General features: G+C 47.1%; 16 protein-coding genes and 1 tRNA gene. 4 read left to right on the forward strand and 13 right to left on the reverse strand.

Annotated elements, in window-relative coordinates:
- Positions 1-3 precede the first annotated feature (3 nt).
- From iolM to TPET_RS02620, 11 genes are all read right to left on the reverse strand, one after another.
- On the reverse strand, positions 4-1,188 hold the full coding sequence (gene iolM, locus TPET_RS02570) for a scyllo-inosose 3-dehydrogenase (RefSeq protein WP_011943142.1): 1,185 nt from the start codon (positions 1,186-1,188) through the stop codon (positions 4-6).
- Between the two features lie 13 nt (positions 1,189-1,201).
- Positions 1,202-2,293 (reverse strand): ROK family transcriptional regulator, encoded by a 1,092-nt coding sequence (locus TPET_RS02575; RefSeq protein ID WP_011943143.1) that lies wholly within the window; start codon positions 2,291-2,293, stop codon positions 1,202-1,204.
- Between the two features lie 142 nt (positions 2,294-2,435).
- On the reverse strand, positions 2,436-2,897 hold the full coding sequence (locus tag TPET_RS02580; RefSeq protein ID WP_011943144.1) for a 2-thiouracil desulfurase family protein: 462 nt from the start codon (positions 2,895-2,897) through the stop codon (positions 2,436-2,438).
- Positions 2,894-3,709: a peptidoglycan DD-metalloendopeptidase family protein gene (locus TPET_RS02585; protein ID WP_011943145.1), complete on the reverse strand. Its 816-nt coding sequence runs from the start codon at positions 3,707-3,709 to the stop codon at positions 2,894-2,896. The genes TPET_RS02580 and TPET_RS02585 overlap by 4 nt, the downstream gene beginning before the upstream one ends.
- 13 nt (positions 3,710-3,722) lie before the next feature.
- Positions 3,723-4,757, reverse strand: a complete 1,035-nt coding sequence (locus TPET_RS02590; protein WP_008191974.1) for a protein-glutamate methylesterase/protein-glutamine glutaminase — start codon at positions 4,755-4,757, stop codon at positions 3,723-3,725.
- Complete coding sequence (locus TPET_RS02595; RefSeq protein ID WP_011943146.1) at positions 4,720-5,202, reverse strand: diacylglycerol kinase family protein; 483 nt, start codon at positions 5,200-5,202, stop codon at positions 4,720-4,722. The genes TPET_RS02590 and TPET_RS02595 overlap by 38 nt, the downstream gene beginning before the upstream one ends.
- Entirely contained in the window at positions 5,183-5,785 is a 603-nt protein-coding gene (locus tag TPET_RS02600; RefSeq protein WP_004083247.1) for a 2-oxoacid:acceptor oxidoreductase family protein, read from the reverse strand. The genes TPET_RS02595 and TPET_RS02600 overlap by 20 nt, the downstream gene beginning before the upstream one ends.
- The gene (locus tag TPET_RS02605) at positions 5,782-6,582 is read right to left on the reverse strand and encodes a 2-oxoacid:ferredoxin oxidoreductase subunit beta (protein ID WP_004083245.1); all 801 of its coding nucleotides are present in this window, start codon (positions 6,580-6,582) and stop codon (positions 5,782-5,784) included. The genes TPET_RS02600 and TPET_RS02605 overlap by 4 nt, the downstream gene beginning before the upstream one ends.
- A complete protein-coding gene (locus TPET_RS02610; RefSeq protein WP_004083243.1) occupies positions 6,579-7,088 on the reverse strand; it encodes a deoxycytidylate deaminase in 510 nt (169 codons plus the stop codon). The genes TPET_RS02605 and TPET_RS02610 overlap by 4 nt, the downstream gene beginning before the upstream one ends.
- Positions 7,089-7,231: 143 nt before the next feature.
- Positions 7,232-7,573 (reverse strand): P-II family nitrogen regulator, encoded by a 342-nt coding sequence (locus TPET_RS02615; RefSeq protein WP_011943147.1) that lies wholly within the window; start codon positions 7,571-7,573, stop codon positions 7,232-7,234.
- Positions 7,574-7,586: 13 nt separating this feature from the next.
- A complete protein-coding gene (locus TPET_RS02620) occupies positions 7,587-8,894 on the reverse strand; it encodes an ammonium transporter (RefSeq protein ID WP_011943148.1) in 1,308 nt (435 codons plus the stop codon).
- A gap of 306 nt (positions 8,895-9,200) precedes the next feature.
- Here TPET_RS02620 and TPET_RS02625 point away from each other — a divergent pair, with 306 nt between their 5' ends.
- On the forward strand, positions 9,201-9,755 hold the full coding sequence (locus TPET_RS02625; RefSeq protein ID WP_011943149.1) for a thymidine kinase: 555 nt from the start codon (positions 9,201-9,203) through the stop codon (positions 9,753-9,755).
- On the opposite strand, the gene TPET_RS02630 is transcribed toward TPET_RS02625, so the two are convergent.
- Both TPET_RS02630 and TPET_RS02635 read right to left on the reverse strand, forming a co-directional pair.
- The gene (locus TPET_RS02630; protein WP_011943150.1) at positions 9,739-10,956 is read right to left on the reverse strand and encodes a sensor histidine kinase; all 1,218 of its coding nucleotides are present in this window, start codon (positions 10,954-10,956) and stop codon (positions 9,739-9,741) included. The two genes, TPET_RS02625 and TPET_RS02630, sit on opposite strands and share 17 nt — an antisense overlap.
- Positions 10,937-11,608: a response regulator transcription factor gene (locus TPET_RS02635; protein WP_011943151.1), complete on the reverse strand. Its 672-nt coding sequence runs from the start codon at positions 11,606-11,608 to the stop codon at positions 10,937-10,939. Before TPET_RS02635 ends, TPET_RS02630 begins: the two co-directional genes overlap by 20 nt.
- A gap of 115 nt (positions 11,609-11,723) precedes the next feature.
- Between TPET_RS02635 and TPET_RS02640 the strand changes: the two genes are divergently transcribed.
- The 3 genes from TPET_RS02640 to TPET_RS02650 all read left to right on the forward strand — a co-directional run bounded on the left by TPET_RS02640 (position 11,724) and on the right by TPET_RS02650 (position 14,664).
- Positions 11,724-11,797: transfer RNA gene (locus TPET_RS02640), tRNA-Gln, on the forward strand.
- 217 nt (positions 11,798-12,014) lie between these two features.
- Positions 12,015-13,148, forward strand: coding sequence for a class II glutamine amidotransferase (locus TPET_RS02645; RefSeq protein WP_012895854.1), 1,134 nt, complete (start codon positions 12,015-12,017; stop codon positions 13,146-13,148).
- Positions 13,141-14,664: a glutamate synthase-related protein gene (locus TPET_RS02650; protein ID WP_004083229.1), complete on the forward strand. Its 1,524-nt coding sequence runs from the start codon at positions 13,141-13,143 to the stop codon at positions 14,662-14,664. Before TPET_RS02645 ends, TPET_RS02650 begins: the two co-directional genes overlap by 8 nt.
- The last annotated feature ends 2 nt before the right edge of the window (positions 14,665-14,666 follow it).

Raw genomic sequence — 14,666 nt, forward strand, 5'->3', positions numbered from 1 at the left:
ACCTCACTCGTTCACCATGGTAACCTTCACCAGGGACTTGTCGGTTTGAAGCCTCTTTATGTACTCAGGTATTTCCTCCATGGTAACGGTCTTGGAGATGATTTTGGTCATGTCCATCCCGGAGGCCATGAGACTGATCACCCTCGGGAAGGTACCATGACCAGAGTGTCCCTGAGATCCCACGATCTGTGCCCTTCTGACCTGAAACACTTCCCCAGTGAGAGGTATCTTCGCGTCGGCTCTTGCCACGATCACCACGGTGGCGTTTATACCGCGGGCTCTCCAGATTACCTCTTCTATCTGTGGCCAGACGATCTGAGGAACACCTGTCGCTTCGAGGAAAAGCTTTGCTCCAAGACCGTTCGTGTAATCAAGCACCGCTTCCACGAAGTTCTCCTTTGTGGGATCTATCACGTGATCTGCTCCCAGCTCTATGGCAAGGTTTCTTCTAGTTTCGGAAGGCTCTGACAGGATCACTTTCGCTGCTCCTGCGTGTTTCAAAATCGCAACGGCTGCAAGTCCTATAGGACCTCCTCCGAGTATCACCACGTTGTCTCCAGGCCTGATTCCACCTCCTCTCACAATTACAGCGTTGTAAGCAACGGAGGTGGGTTCCACGAGACTTCCTGCAAGAAAGAGTCTGTCACCGTACCTGTCCTCCAGTTCTCTGAGGCTCCAGGCGTATTTGGCATCGACCTTCACGTACTCTGCGAAAGCTCCATCGACGTTGAATCCCAGTTCGTTCAGGTTTTCGCAGTGGTTTGGGAAGCCTTCAGCACAGGGCCTGCAGTGACCACACCAGAGCATTTCCTCTACACAGACGGGCTCTCCGATCTCGAATCTTCTGTTTGTTCTTCTGTTGATGGCCTCCGGTCCTGCCTCCACCACAACTCCGGAAAACTCGTGGCCCAAAGTGACGGGAAAACCAGTAAGACCAGGGTAAAGAATGTAGCCTTCATCATCGGTCTGGGCCATATGAACGTCACTGCCACAGATCCCGCAGGCCTTCACTTTGATGATGATCTCTGTGGGCTTTTCGATCTTTGGCTCCGGGACTTCTTCAACTCGCACCTCCGGATATCTCCACACCTTGCTTCCAAGCCAGGTAAGTTTTCCTTCAACATCCTTGGGCCCCAGTTTGAAATCAGGCCTTGGATCCCACTTTGCATGAAGCCTCACCGCCTTCATAGAATCACCCCCTTCATTTCAATCCCAGAACATTTTCGATCACATACAGGGCTCCACCGATTGCAACTCCATACTCTTCTATTTCTCCTCTTTTAATGACGATATCTTCCAGGATATCTTTTGGAACTGTTCGCTCTACGATTGATTTCACAATGGGTGCTATCCTGTCGAACTGGTGAAACCCTATTCCTCCCTTTATGATCACCACGTCCGGATCGAGTATCACAGTGGTATTTGCTATCGCAACTCCAAGGTGTTCCAGACTTTCTCTCAATTCCTCTGGATTCTGCTCAAACACCGTCTCAATGGGTTTTCTAAATTTCTTCTTCAGAGAGTAACCGGAGAACCACTCTTCGAGATGACCAAAACCTTTCTCTGGCACTACGGTTTTGTCCACCGTCCAGTCTGTTATCATGTGGCCGAACTCACCTGCTTTTCCCCGCGCTCCCCTGAAGATCCTTCCCTCGTAAACGATCCCAGAGCCGATACCCCAGCCTATGGATATGAGAAACACACATCTGTAACCCTTCCCTGCACCCACTCTGGTCTCTGCGAAGGCATCGAGATTTGCGTTGTTTTCGATGAAGACAGGATATCCAGCAAAACTTTCCAGTTCCTTTTTCAGATTCCAGTTTGTGATGTTGAATGCTGGTATGCGCTTTATCAGTTGATTCTCATCAACCGTTCCCGGGATTCCTATTCCGATTCCCAAAATTTTGTCGTATTTGAGAAGTGGTTTCATAACCCTTTTTATCTCCTCAAAAAGCTTTTCCTTGTCTAGGTCAGAAGGAAGAACGACGTGTTCTTTCTTCAGGATGCTACCATTCAGATCGGTGAGAACGGCATCGATCTTCGTGCCTCCAACGTCCACTCCTACAACGTATCTGCTTTCAGGAACAAAAGAAAGCAAAACTGGTCTTCTACCACCTCTTGAAGAGCTTTCCTTTTTACCCGTTTCTTTCACAAATCCCAGTTCGATCAACCTGCTCACAGCTTGAGATACCACGGGTTTGCTGATGTTCAGAATCTTGCTTATCTCCACCCTCGATATTTGTCCTTTGTCTTTGATCGTCTGAAGAATCCTTCTTTCGACCTCGCCCAGCATTGGAATCCCCCAGTAGGTTTGTTTTCATTTACTAACCAACCATATTATAATCAATTTGTCAATACAAAGAAAAATAAGAAAAGAGTAAGAAACAAACGTTTCCTTTCATCAAAAGAAAACAATCGCCTGAAAGGGACTATTTTCAAAGAAGATCATTGTTATTCACGAATACTTCGTTTTCCTCGAAGACTTTCAACCCGTTTTTTTCCAGCAGAAAGGCTGTGACACCTTTTCCTGGAACAAGCCTTCCAGAAAAAGATCCATCGTAGACAAAGTTTTTCCCGCAGGAGGGACTTTTAGATTTCAGAATGGCGAGGTCTACTTTCAGAAGGCGAGCAACCTTGAGGGTGGTTTCCGCGCCTTTCAAAAAATTCTCAGTTCTGTCGCTTCCAAACTCATCGAGAACTCTTTCCTTCCCGGTCCATCCGCAGCCTCCATAAATCTCACACCGGGGCCTTGGAGTTGGAAGACCACCAAGTTGCTCGGGACAGACAGGTATCAGATCGTGCCTTTCCAGCAGCGAAAGAACTCTTTCATCTGCTGCTGAACGTCCGTCGTATCTTGTGGGAAGTCCCAGAAGGCACGCGCTTACCAGGATCTTCATTCTCCACCGGTTCCTATGAGTTCTTTTTTCAACACCCAGATCTGGTTTGGCAGGTAATTGATCGGATTCACGGCTTTCTCATTCACTCTAACCTCGAAATGAAGGTGAGGCCCTGTACTCAAACCGGTGTTTCCAACCCTTCCTATTATCTGACCTTTCTTTACGTACTGACCCTCGTATACATCTATTTGGGAAAGATGCCCGTATATGTGTTCGTAAGAAGCAGATTTTATTTTTATCATGAGACCGTACCCGCCGTTTTCCCCGGCGAACTCCACCACTCCGCTTTCAGCAGCGAATATGGGTGTACCCTCAGGTGCCGATATATCAATTCCTGAGTGAAAGGAATATTTCCCGGTTATGGGGTGAATCCTCCAGCCAAAACCGGAGGAAATGACACCATAAACAGGCCAGATGAAGAATTTCTCATCGTTGAACGCCTTTCCAATGATACTTTCAGGTATGAACAGCTTCTGTCCCGCATATATGGTGTAAGACTTGAGCTGATTCGCTTCCTTTATGAAAGTAGCGGTTGTGAAGAACCTTTTTGCAATAGTATCGAGGGTGTCTCCTTTTTTTACTGTGTAGAGGTAGCCAGGCGGCTGAGGAATCACGATCTCCTGCCCCACTCTGAGATTGTGAGGGTCGAGTCCGGGATTCCAGTCAAGAAGAAGAGAGGGGGAAATCCCAAAGTTGAGGGATATACTGTAAAGGGTGTCGTTCTTCTGGACCTTGTAATGAATCAGGAAGTAGGATGAGAATCCGTGTACGAAAAAGACAACAAGAAAAAGCAAAAAGAAGCCTCTCTTCATCCTCCCCATCCTTTCATACGAGTTCTATCAGCTTCTCAGGTATTTTATAGGCCGGAAGAACGTAATCAGAGTAACCTTCTTCGATCACCGACTTGGGCATTCCAAAGACGACACATGTTTCTTTATCTTCGGCTATTACCGTTCCACCGTAAAACTTGACCTTGAATGCTCCCTTGGTGCCATCTTTGCCCATACCCGTGAGAATCACAGCTATCGTTTTGGATTTGTATATCTCCGCTGCTTTGTCCAGGGTGAAATCCACCGATGGCCTCACGTTGTTTATTTTATCAGACTTGTCCAGGAAGAAAAAAACCTTGCCGTTCTGGGCTTTCAAACCAAGATGGAAGTCCCCGGGAGCGATATAAACAAAACCGGGCTTGACCTCTTCTCCGTCTTCGGCCTCCTTCACTGTGAGTTCAGAGGTGCTGTCTAGCCTCATTGCGAGCGATTTTGTGAAACCAGGAGGCATGTGCTGGACCACCACTATTGGAGCTGGGAAGTTTTTCGGAAGGTTTGGGATGATCATGTCGAGCGATCTGGGCCCTCCGGTTGAGGAACCTATAACCACGATTTTCCCACTTACAGCTGGTTTGGTTATGGTGAGCCGTGAAACCTTCGGCTTAAAGAGGAGAGTGCGTGGATCCACGTTCATCGCCTGTCTGATCTTTTCCAGAAGTTCCGGGGCAACTTGTCTGAAAGTGAGAGAAACCGAACCGTGCGGCTTGGTGATGAAATCCACCGCACCGTTTCTGAGAGCTTCTATTGTGATCGCCGCGCCTTCTTCCGTCAAACTGCTCACCATGATGACTCGTGTGGGGACTTTTTTCATGATGAGTTTCAGCGCTTCAATTCCGTTCAGATTCGGCATTTCGATGTCCATGGTTATGACGTCTGGTTTGAGTTCTACAGCCTTTTCAACGGCTTCCAAACCGTCTTTAGCGAATCCCACTACCTTCATGTCTGGCTGAGAATCTATGATATCTTTGAGTACCATCCTCATGAACGCCGAGTCATCTACCACCAGTACTCTTATCACCCTGTCTGTCATTTCTGTACCTCCTCATGGAAAAAGAGATTACAGGAAAGAATATCAAAACACCAGAAACGAAGAACTTGGCAAACGAAGGTTCCCAGGAGAAAAGAGCTTTTCCCAGTATCAAAATACCCACAACCACTGAAAAAAGTGAATACCAGAGAACCACACCGGCCGCTATATCTTTCACGAGCTTTACCGATTCACTGTACTCCTTGAAGAAAAGATCGAGAAATTTTTCCACCACCGTGTTGAGAAGCTCCGCTCCAATGACAGAGAATATGGCAAAGTATATCCACAAAAGATCATTCGCACTCAACGGCAAAAAGAGAGAAAAAATAGCCACAACGATCCCTATGAAGAAATGTATTTTGAGATTTCTTTCCAGTTTTAAGGCATTTTCTATTCCTTCAAAGGCGTTTTTGAAGGATTTCAAAATATTATTCGAATCCCGCTGCAAGCCTCTTCCACACCCTCTCTGTTTTTATCTTGAACTGTTTTTCGAACATGTTGTAGCCGAACTCCAAAGCCTTCAGGTTTATGTCCCACAGAGGCCTCCTCACGTGATCTTTCAGTGCTCTTTTCAAAGAATCGAGCTTCACTATGTTACAAACTTTGGCAAGTACCCCCACCATTATGACGTTAGAAACCATAGCCGTCTTGAATTCTGAAATGGCCCTTTCTGTAGCGGGTACAAACAGAATCTTTCGGGTTATTCTCTTTACGAAGTCAGGAACGTTCTTCACAAAAGTTTGATCGAGAATGACCACACCGTTTACTTTCACCGACTTGTAAAGCTCGTCCATCGCTTTCTGATGAAGAATACACACAATGTCGAAATATTCACTCTCTGGATAGTCTATCGGTGAGTCGTCGTAAAGCACGTCGCAGTAACTGACATCTCCTCTCACCTGAGCGCTGTAAGACTGCGTTTGGACAACCCATTTACCTTCATAAACGAGAGCCTTCGCGAGTATCAAACCCGCCAGTATGTTTCCCTGTCCGCTGATACCCGCTATTCGTATGGAAACAGGCTCTGTCATTCCATCGCACCTTCTTTTCTGGTCAAACGCCTGTAAACAGTCAGAAAGTCTTCTTTTTCTTCCTCACGGAAGATTCCTATCTTTATTTTACCTTCTTCGGGTCGTTCCAGAAAACACGTGTTGTTCTTGAAGTATTCCATCATCTGATGAGGTTCGGGCATGCCGTTGTACCGTCCAAAGTAGGTGTGACAGTTCGTTAGAACGTCAACAACAGAAATTCCCCGGTGCTGAAGGGCCTTTTTTAGGACTCTCACCAGGTGATCGTAGTGATAAACGGTACTTCTCGCAACGAAAGTGGCTCCAGCGGAGAGAGCTATCTCCACCGCGTCGAACGGTTTTTCAAAGGCCCCAAGAGGAGTTGTCGAAGTCTGATAATACTGAGGAGTCGTTGAAGAAACCTGGCCACCTGTCATGCCGTATATCATGTTGTTGAAAATGACAACGGTTATATCTATGTTCCTCCTACACGCGTGTATGAAATGGTTCCCACCTATCGAGAGAATGTCTCCGTCTCCTCCCATCACAACCACTTCGAAATCCGGCTTTGCCAGCTTCACTCCCGTTGCGAAGGCGATTGCCCTTCCATGAAGGGTGTGCAACGTGTTGAAATCGAGGTACCCTGTAGCCCTCGAGGAACAACCGATTCCAGACACCACAGCCACTTTTTCTTTTGGAAGTGCGAGGTCATCCACGGCTTCCAGGAACGCTTTCAGGACTATTCCGTTCCCACAACCCGGGCACCAGACGCTCGGCCACCTGCCCGGCCTGAGGTAAGAAATGAGTCTTTCCGTCTTCACATCTCATCACCTACAAAGCGAACACTTTCCACTCCCGTGAACTTGAAGAAGAAATCTGTCAGAGGATCAGGATAATCCTTCTCGTAAACGACTCTCTTTATTCCAGCGTTAACTATGAGTCTTGCACAGATTGAACACGGTTTGTGCGTGACATATATGGTAGCACCGTTGACCGCTATACCGAACTTTGCCGCTTGCATCAATGCGTTCTGCTCCGCGTGTAGCGCGTAGCATATCTCCTGGTGTTCTCCAGAATTTATTTCAAGGTCATCGCGGATACATCCGATTTCGTTGCAGTGGGGAAATTTCGAGGGAGGCTGGTTGTATCCGGTGGCGAGGATTCTGTGATCTTTCACAATCACAGCTCCCACTTTTCTGTGAACACAGGTCGATCGCTCACTAACCATCCTGGCAATCCTCATGAAGTAGGAGTCCCAGGATTCTCTACTATCCGGTTTCTTCTCTATTTTCAGATTGTTCAGGTATTCCTCCAGCCTGTCTTTCACAAACTCACCCTTATGAGATTGTATCACAAACAAAAGCGAGGGCTTTACGTGCCCTCGCCTTCTGTAGTATAATTTCAATCCCAGACGTCGTTTCAAGGGAGGCCGAAAAAAGGGGAGGAGGTTTCTCCTCCCGAAAGGAAACCTTATCCTATGGCCTCCCGTCCTCTTTCTCCCGTTCTGATCCTAATGCAATCCAGCAGATCCAGCACAAAAATTTTCCCATCTCCTATGTTTCCTGTCCTTGCTCCTTTTTGAATCGCCTCGATAGTTGGTTCAACGAATTCTTCATTGACCGCTATGAGAAGCATCACCTTTTTGAGAAGATTCACCTCTTCTACTTCACCTCGATACGTTTCTGTGTATCCCTTCTGTTGACCACATCCAAGAACGTTCATGACAGTCATCTTGTAAATCTGAGCATCGAAAAGTGCCTTTTTCACATCCGGTAACTTGTGGGGTTGTATAACAGCTATGATCAGTTTCATACTGTCACCTCCTTCATCTTGTGGTGAAGATTTCAAAATCAGCGTATCCTTCCATGCCGTGCTCCTCTATATCCAGCCCCTTCAACTCTATGTCTCTGTCCACCCTCAAACCAATTGTCTTTTTGATGAACCAGAAAACAAGGAAACTGGTCACTACTGTCCAGGCAAACACACTGACCACCCCCAGAAACTGAACTCCAAGTTGATGCACTCCTCCTCCGAAGAAGAGTCCGTTCACATCCCCCATCCCGCTTGCAAGAGCGTACTTGCTCTCCGCAAAGAGCCCCACGGCGAGAGTCCCCCAAGCACCGTTGACACCGTGAACGGATATGGCCCCAACGGGATCGTCGATTTTCAAAACTTTGTCGAAGAACTCAACCGCAAACACTACGAGCACCCCTCCGATCGCTCCTATGATCAAAGAACTCACAGGAGACACCACAGCACACGGTGCGGTGATGGCAACAAGGCCAGCAAGAGCACCGTTCATCGTCATACTCGCATCCGGCTTTCCATATTTTGCCCATACGGTGAACATCGCGGCAAGTGCTCCAGTGGCGGCAGCGAGGTTGGTGTTCAATATGATCATCCCTATCGCACCGTTCGTTCCGGCAAGGGTACTCCCTCCATTGAACCCGAACCATCCAAACCAGAGGATGAAGGTTCCAAGAGCAGCAAGAGGAATGTTATGCCCTGGAATAGGCCTGGGATTTCCCTGACTGTCGTACTTTCCAAACCTGGGCCCAAGAAGAGCCGCACCTATCATGGCAGCCCATCCACCAACAGAATGAACAACTGTGGAACCTGCAAAATCGATAAAACCTTTCTGTGCAAGCCATCCTCCTCCCCAGATCCACCTTCCAACAACCGAATAGATGATTCCTGTTATGAAACCTGTGTAAGCGAGGTACGCGGAAAACTTAGTGCGCTCTGCCATCGCTCCGGACACAATCGTCGCGGCCGTACCTGCGAAAGCCATCTGAAACATCCACATGGCAAAATCCCAGAGACCTTCTTTTGTGGAGGGATCAAAGGTGAGAGGATGTTTCCCGAACATAATCCAGTAACCGAAGATGAAGAAGACCACAGATCCGATCGCAAAATCCATGAGGTTTTTCATGAGCACATTCACCGTGTTCTTTGCGCGGGTGAAACCAGACTCTACCATGGCAAAACCCGCCTGCATGAAGAAGACCAGCGCTGCGGAAATGAGGATCCAGACCATGTCGAGTGACCAGCCGACATCTGTGACACCGTTCTGGGCGAAACCCACAGAAAGAAAAGCAAGAACTAGCAACAAGGAAAAAACTCTCTTTCGCATAAAAACACCTCCTTTTGGTAAATATGTTTGTTGACTCTTTTAAGATTAATTCTCTATCAATATGATACAAATAAACAATATTCTTGAAAAACAAAAAACAAACACCATGGGGTTCGTTTTCTTGAGGGTACAAACCCCATGTTGGATTGGATATTTATTACTAATTTCCGGGAATAAATTTCTGGAGGATTTTATATGTCTCAATACTATCAATTCAAAAAACCGCTGTCAATTATGAGAATGTTTCAGTTTGACTGGGAAGATTGTTAACACTCCGGGTTGTATAATCGTCGGGGAGGGATCGACATGTCAGGAAAATTAACCATAATCACGGGTCCTATGTACTCTGGAAAAACGACAGAACTTCTCTCCTTTGTGGAGATATACAAACTGGGAAAGAAAAAAGTTGCTGTCTTTAAACCAAAAATCGACAGCAGATATCACTCCACCATGATCGTCTCTCATTCTGGAAACGGTGTTGAAGCACACGTGATAGAACGTCCTGAGGAAATTCGAAAGTACATCGAAGAAGACACCCGGGGAGTTTTCATAGATGAGGTGCAGTTCTTCAGCCCCGGTTTGTTTGAAGTGGTGAAAGATCTTCTCGACAGAGGAATAGATGTTTTCTGTGCGGGACTCGATCTCACACACAAGCAAAATCCCTTTGAAACAACCGCTCTGCTTCTCAGCCTCGCCGACACCGTGATCAAAAAGAAGGCAGTCTGTCACCGATGTGGTGAGTACAACGCTACTCTCACATTAAAAGTAGCAGGAGGCGAAGAAGAAATAGACGTTGGGGGACAGGAGAAATACATTGCGGTCTGCAGGGATTGTTACAACACCCTCAAAAAACGAGTTTGAAGGTGCTACCTTTTCCTTCTTCGCTTTCAAGAATCACTTTCGCTTTCAATCTGGAGGCGAGTTCCTTGACTATGGAAAGACCCAGTCCAGAACCCTCTGTGTTTCTGGATATTCTGTAGAATCTCTCAAAGATTCTCTTCTGTTCTTTTTTCGGAATTCCAGGTCCTGTGTCCTGAACGTAGATGGTTAATCTACCTTCCTTTCTTGCACCGACGATCACTTTCCCTTTCTCTGTGAACTTCACAGCGTTATCGATCAGATTCTCCAGTATCACCCTCAAGGTATCTTTCTCGGTTTCTAAAAATAGATCTTCTGGGCAATCTATTTCCAGCACCAAACCCTTTGATTCTGCTTTCGGTTTGAATTCATTCACGATCTGCTGGAGAAACTCCTTGAGGTTTATTCTCTCTTTCACAACACCGTTGAAAGAACTTTCGCTTTTCACGAGAAGAAGGAGCTGGTTAATTTGCTTGCTCATTTTATCCACGTTTTTTTCCATAACATTCAATTTGCTTTTCACGTCATCCGGTAAATCTTCCCGATACTTCAGAACATCGAGACTTGTTTTCAGAACAGAGAGAGGTGTTTTCAGTTCATGGGAGGCGTCCATCGAGAATCTTTTCAGGCTGTTGTAGGCATTCCTCACGGGAAGCAGAGCCAGGCTGGACACGAAATATCCGAATACAGCGGCTCCCCCCGCAGAAAACAGAATCACGAGCAAATACATGGAAAGAAGTCTTCTGCTTCGCTCTATGAGATCGGAGATGTCCTTTCCCACCCTCAGGAATATTGTGGTGTCTCCCAGATCTATCTTTTTGGTGAAAATCCTGTAGTTCCCTTCCGTGGAAAACCCCTCTTCCACGGGAGTTTCGGGAGTTCCTATCTGTTCTCCCACTTCCAGAAAGACCTCACCAGACGGAAACAAAAACTGGAACGCCTCACCACGTGGCACAAAAAGAGGATCCAATCCTCTGAACGTGCGGAGCATTCCCATCATCCCGGGAGCTTTCAACCTTCTTTCGATGAGATCAGCCGTTCTTCTCAGTTCTCCATCGAACTGACTGGTTATTCTTCTCTTTTCCACAATGAAAACAGCACCCACCGTGATGGCAACTATGAGGAGTATAGAAAGTGTAAACACAGCTGTCCAGATGAGCTGTGTTTTTCTGAAAGCCTTCCTCTCATTCGTCACGGGCAACATAACCGATACCTCTCACCGTGTGAATTATTTTCCTTTTAAACCCTTTGTCCACTTTCTTCCTCAAATTCTTTATATGACTTCTCAAAACATCGGAGAAAACTTCATCATCGAAGCTCCACAGGTGTTCCTGGAGCTCCTCCTTTGTGACAACTCTGTTTTTGTTCATCACAAGGTATTCCAAAATTTGGTACTCCTTCTTTGTCAAATCTATTTCTTTACCGCCCCTGTATGCCTTTTTAGTGGCTGTATCCAAAATCAAGTCACCGCACACGAGTTTTGTGCTTTTGCTTTCGCTTTTTCTTCTGATGAGAGCTCTCACCCTGGCTATGAGCTCTCTGAGATCGAAAGGTTTGGGAAGGTAATCGTCCGCCCCCATGTTGAGACCCTTCACACGGTACTCTACATCTGAAAGAGCTGTGAGCATCAAAACGGGGGTGTTCACTCCGTTTTCCCTCATAGACTTCAGGATCTCCCACCCATCGTGGACGGGAAGCATTATATCAAGAATCACAACATCGAAAGGTTCGTTCAGAGCCATGTACATACCCTCTTCTCCATCGTAACAAACATCGACGGTGAACATTTCTTTCTTTAAAGCCTCGGCTATCAGATCGGCGAGATCTCTTTCGTCTTCTACCACAAGAACTCTCACGTTCATCACCCCGATTTTTGACCTTGATCAAATTCTATCAGTTTGAACGTGAAAAAAACGTGAAACACCACCCCTTGAACTATCCCTGTTCTTGATGTATAATTTGAAAGGCCGTTGGGAGGTCGTCTAACGGTAGGACGGCGGACTCTGGATCCGCTGGTGGAGGTTCGAGTCCTCCCCTCCCAGCCAGAAAGGGGATGCAATGCATCCCCTTTTTCTTTATCCACAGACTAAATTAATTTTTATGCCATAACTGGAATAATTACACGGATGTTTCATAACAGACTTTTACTTTTCTCAAACGAAACAATACTGATACAGTCCTTTGATTGAGAGAACACATATGGTATAAATGTTATACACAAGATTTTATATTCATGCTCTTCTCCTTCAGGAGGTGAATGCCTTGTCCTATGACCTTCCCCGTCTGATACCAGATAAAGATTTCAAAGTCCCATCCGCCTGTGGAGTCTCCGGGATAATGAACACCTCTGGAAAGAGATTCAGTGGAAACATGATCGTGGAAAGCATGGCGCTCATGAGAGAAAGAGGAAACGGGCTTGGGGCTGGATACGCTGCGTATGGAATATATCCGGAGTTGAAAGATCTTTACTGTTTCCACATGCTCTACGACAGCGATCTCGATAAGAAAAATGCCGAAGAATACATAAAAGATCACTACGAAATCATCGAAAGTGAACCCATCCCCACCAGGAAAAATCCCCACATCAAGGAAGTCCACATCCTCTGGCGATACTTTTTGAAGCCAAAATTCATTCCTGAAGACATGAGCGAAGAGGACTTTGTCGTCAGCACTGTCATGTTCATAAACGAAAAAATTAACGGAGCCTTCGTCATGTCCAGTGGAAAGAACATGGGTGTTTTCAAAGGAGTGGGATTCCCGGAAGACATCGCTGATTTCTACAGAATAGACGAGTACAAGGGTTACATCTGGACCGCGCACAACAGGTTCCCCACGAACACCGTCGGATGGTGGGGAGGAGCACATCCGTTCGGTATTCTCGACTGGACGGTCGTTCACAACGGAGAAATATCTTCCTACGGTATAAACAGAAGGTTTTTGGAAGCGTACGGCTACAAATGTACACTCATGACGGACACTGAAGTGGTGGCGTACCTGGTGGATCTCTTCATGAGACGGTTCGGCTACAGTCCTCAGCTCACGGCAAAGATCCTCGCAGCGCCTCTCTGGAAAGATATAGACCTCATGCCAGAAGAGGAAAGAAAACTCTACACCGCTTTGAGAATGAACTACGGAGGAGCACTTTTGAACGGACCGTTTGCCATTATCGTTGCGAACAACAACATGATGATGGGGCTGAACGACAGAATAAAGCTCAGACCACTCGTCGCCGCTACAAAAGACGACTTTCTATACATCGCTTCCGAGGAGTCCGCTATAAGAGTTGTTTGTCCGGAACCTGATGAGGTCTGGGCTCCAAAAGCCGGTGATCCCGTCGTTGGAGTGCTGAAATCCGCCAGGAAAACTCAGGTGGTACTGGAGGGAGAAAATGGCTAAGAGAAAAGTACCCCCCGAATTTGTTGTGGAACGCGATGATTATAAATGTATAAGGTGTCTCGCCTGTGTGAGGGTTTGTTCCTACGGTGCGAATTTCTACGATGAAAACGCCAACAGAGTGTACACAGAAAACACCAAGTGTGTTGGATGTCACTTCTGTGAGGCTATCTGTCCAACAGAGGCCATCACGGTTCGAAAGAACGATTTCGACATCAGACCTCTTGCCCACTGGACTCCAGAGCATCTCATAGGCATCATGAAGCAGGCAGAAACCGGAGGAGTTCTTCTCACCAGCATGGGCAACGACCGACCTTATTTCAGCTATTTCGACCGCATAGTGCTCAACGCGAGTCAGGTGACGAATCCTTCGATAGACCCCCTCAGAGAACCCATGGAAATCAGAACGTACATCGGAAGAAAAGAAGAAAAACTGGAAATTGAAGAAGACGAGGATGGAACAGTGAAACTCAAAACAGAGATCGCTCCTCAGCTCAAACTGGAAGTTCCAGTCATGTTCACCGCCATGTCCTACGGTTCGATCAGTTTGAACGCAATCCTTTCACTCGCAAGAGCTGCAAGGACCGTGGGAACCTTCTTCAACACAGGTGAAGGAGGACTCCCGAAAGAACTGAGAGAGTTCAAGGACAACATGATCGTTCAGGTTGCATCCGGACGCTTCGGTGTGAGTGCAGATTATCTGAACGCTGGATCTGCGGTTGAGATAAAGATAGGGCAGGGTGCAAAGCCGGGTATCGGTGGACACCTTCCGGGAGAAAAGGTCACCGAGCCCATATCGGAAACCAGAATGATTCCCGTTGGAACCGATGCTCTCTCTCCCGCACCGCACCACGACATCTACTCCATAGAAGACCTGAGACAGCTCATCTACGCCATAAAGGAAGCCACAAGATACGAAAAACCAGTTGGTGTCAAGATCGCTGCAGTCCACAACGTGGCTCCAATCGCTGCCGGTGCAGTCAGAGCCGGTGCGGACTACATAGTGATAGACGGTATAAGGGGTGGTACAGGAGCCGCTCCCAAGATAACAAGAGATCACGTCGGAATTCCCATAGAATTCGCTGTAGCCGTTGTTGATCAGAGGCTCAGAGAGGAAGGCATAAGGCACATGGCCTCTATCGTGGTTGCGGGTGGAATCAGAAACAGTGCCGATGTGATCAAAGCGATCGCACTCGGAGCGGACGCGGTTTACATAGGAACGGCCGCTCTCATTTCACTCGGCTGTCATCTCTGTCAGACGTGTTACCTTGGAAAGTGCAACTGGGGAATCGCCACCCAGGATCCAAAACTCACAAAGAGACTGAATCCAGAGATAGGCGCAAGAAGAGCCGCGAACCTTCTGAGAGCCTGGGCTCATGAGATAAAAGAAATCCTCGGTGGAATGGGTATCAACGCCATAGAGTCACTGAGAGGCAACAGGGAAGTCCTCAGGGGTGTGGGACTCCACGAATACGAGTTGAAACTCCTTGGTATTAAACCCGCAGGAGAGGCGTGGTGATA

Origin of the sequence: Thermotoga petrophila RKU-1, assembly GCF_000016785.1 — a bacterium.
In the GTDB taxonomy this organism is placed as follows: domain Bacteria; phylum Thermotogota; class Thermotogae; order Thermotogales; family Thermotogaceae; genus Thermotoga; species Thermotoga petrophila.

Coding starts and splice junctions, on each gene's coding strand:
- iolM (WP_011943142.1), bottom strand. CDS start 1,188: ATGAAGGCGGTGAGGCTTCATGCAAAGTGGGATCCAAGGCCTGATTTC.
- TPET_RS02575 (WP_011943143.1), bottom strand. CDS start 2,293: ATGCTGGGCGAGGTCGAAAGAAGGATTCTTCAGACGATCAAAGACAAA.
- TPET_RS02580 (WP_011943144.1), bottom strand. CDS start 2,897: ATGAAGATCCTGGTAAGCGCGTGCCTTCTGGGACTTCCCACAAGATAC.
- TPET_RS02585 (WP_011943145.1), bottom strand. CDS start 3,709: ATGAAGAGAGGCTTCTTTTTGCTTTTTCTTGTTGTCTTTTTCGTACAC.
- TPET_RS02590 (WP_008191974.1), bottom strand. CDS start 4,757: ATGACAGACAGGGTGATAAGAGTACTGGTGGTAGATGACTCGGCGTTC.
- TPET_RS02600 (WP_004083247.1), bottom strand. CDS start 5,785: ATGACAGAGCCTGTTTCCATACGAATAGCGGGTATCAGCGGACAGGGA.
- TPET_RS02615 (WP_011943147.1), bottom strand. CDS start 7,573: ATGAAACTGATCATAGCTGTTATACAACCCCACAAGTTACCGGATGTG.
- TPET_RS02620 (WP_011943148.1), bottom strand. CDS start 8,894: ATGCGAAAGAGAGTTTTTTCCTTGTTGCTAGTTCTTGCTTTTCTTTCT.
- TPET_RS02625 (WP_011943149.1), top strand. CDS start 9,201: ATGTCAGGAAAATTAACCATAATCACGGGTCCTATGTACTCTGGAAAA.
- TPET_RS02630 (WP_011943150.1), bottom strand. CDS start 10,956: ATGTTGCCCGTGACGAATGAGAGGAAGGCTTTCAGAAAAACACAGCTC.
- TPET_RS02650 (WP_004083229.1), top strand. CDS start 13,141: ATGGCTAAGAGAAAAGTACCCCCCGAATTTGTTGTGGAACGCGATGAT.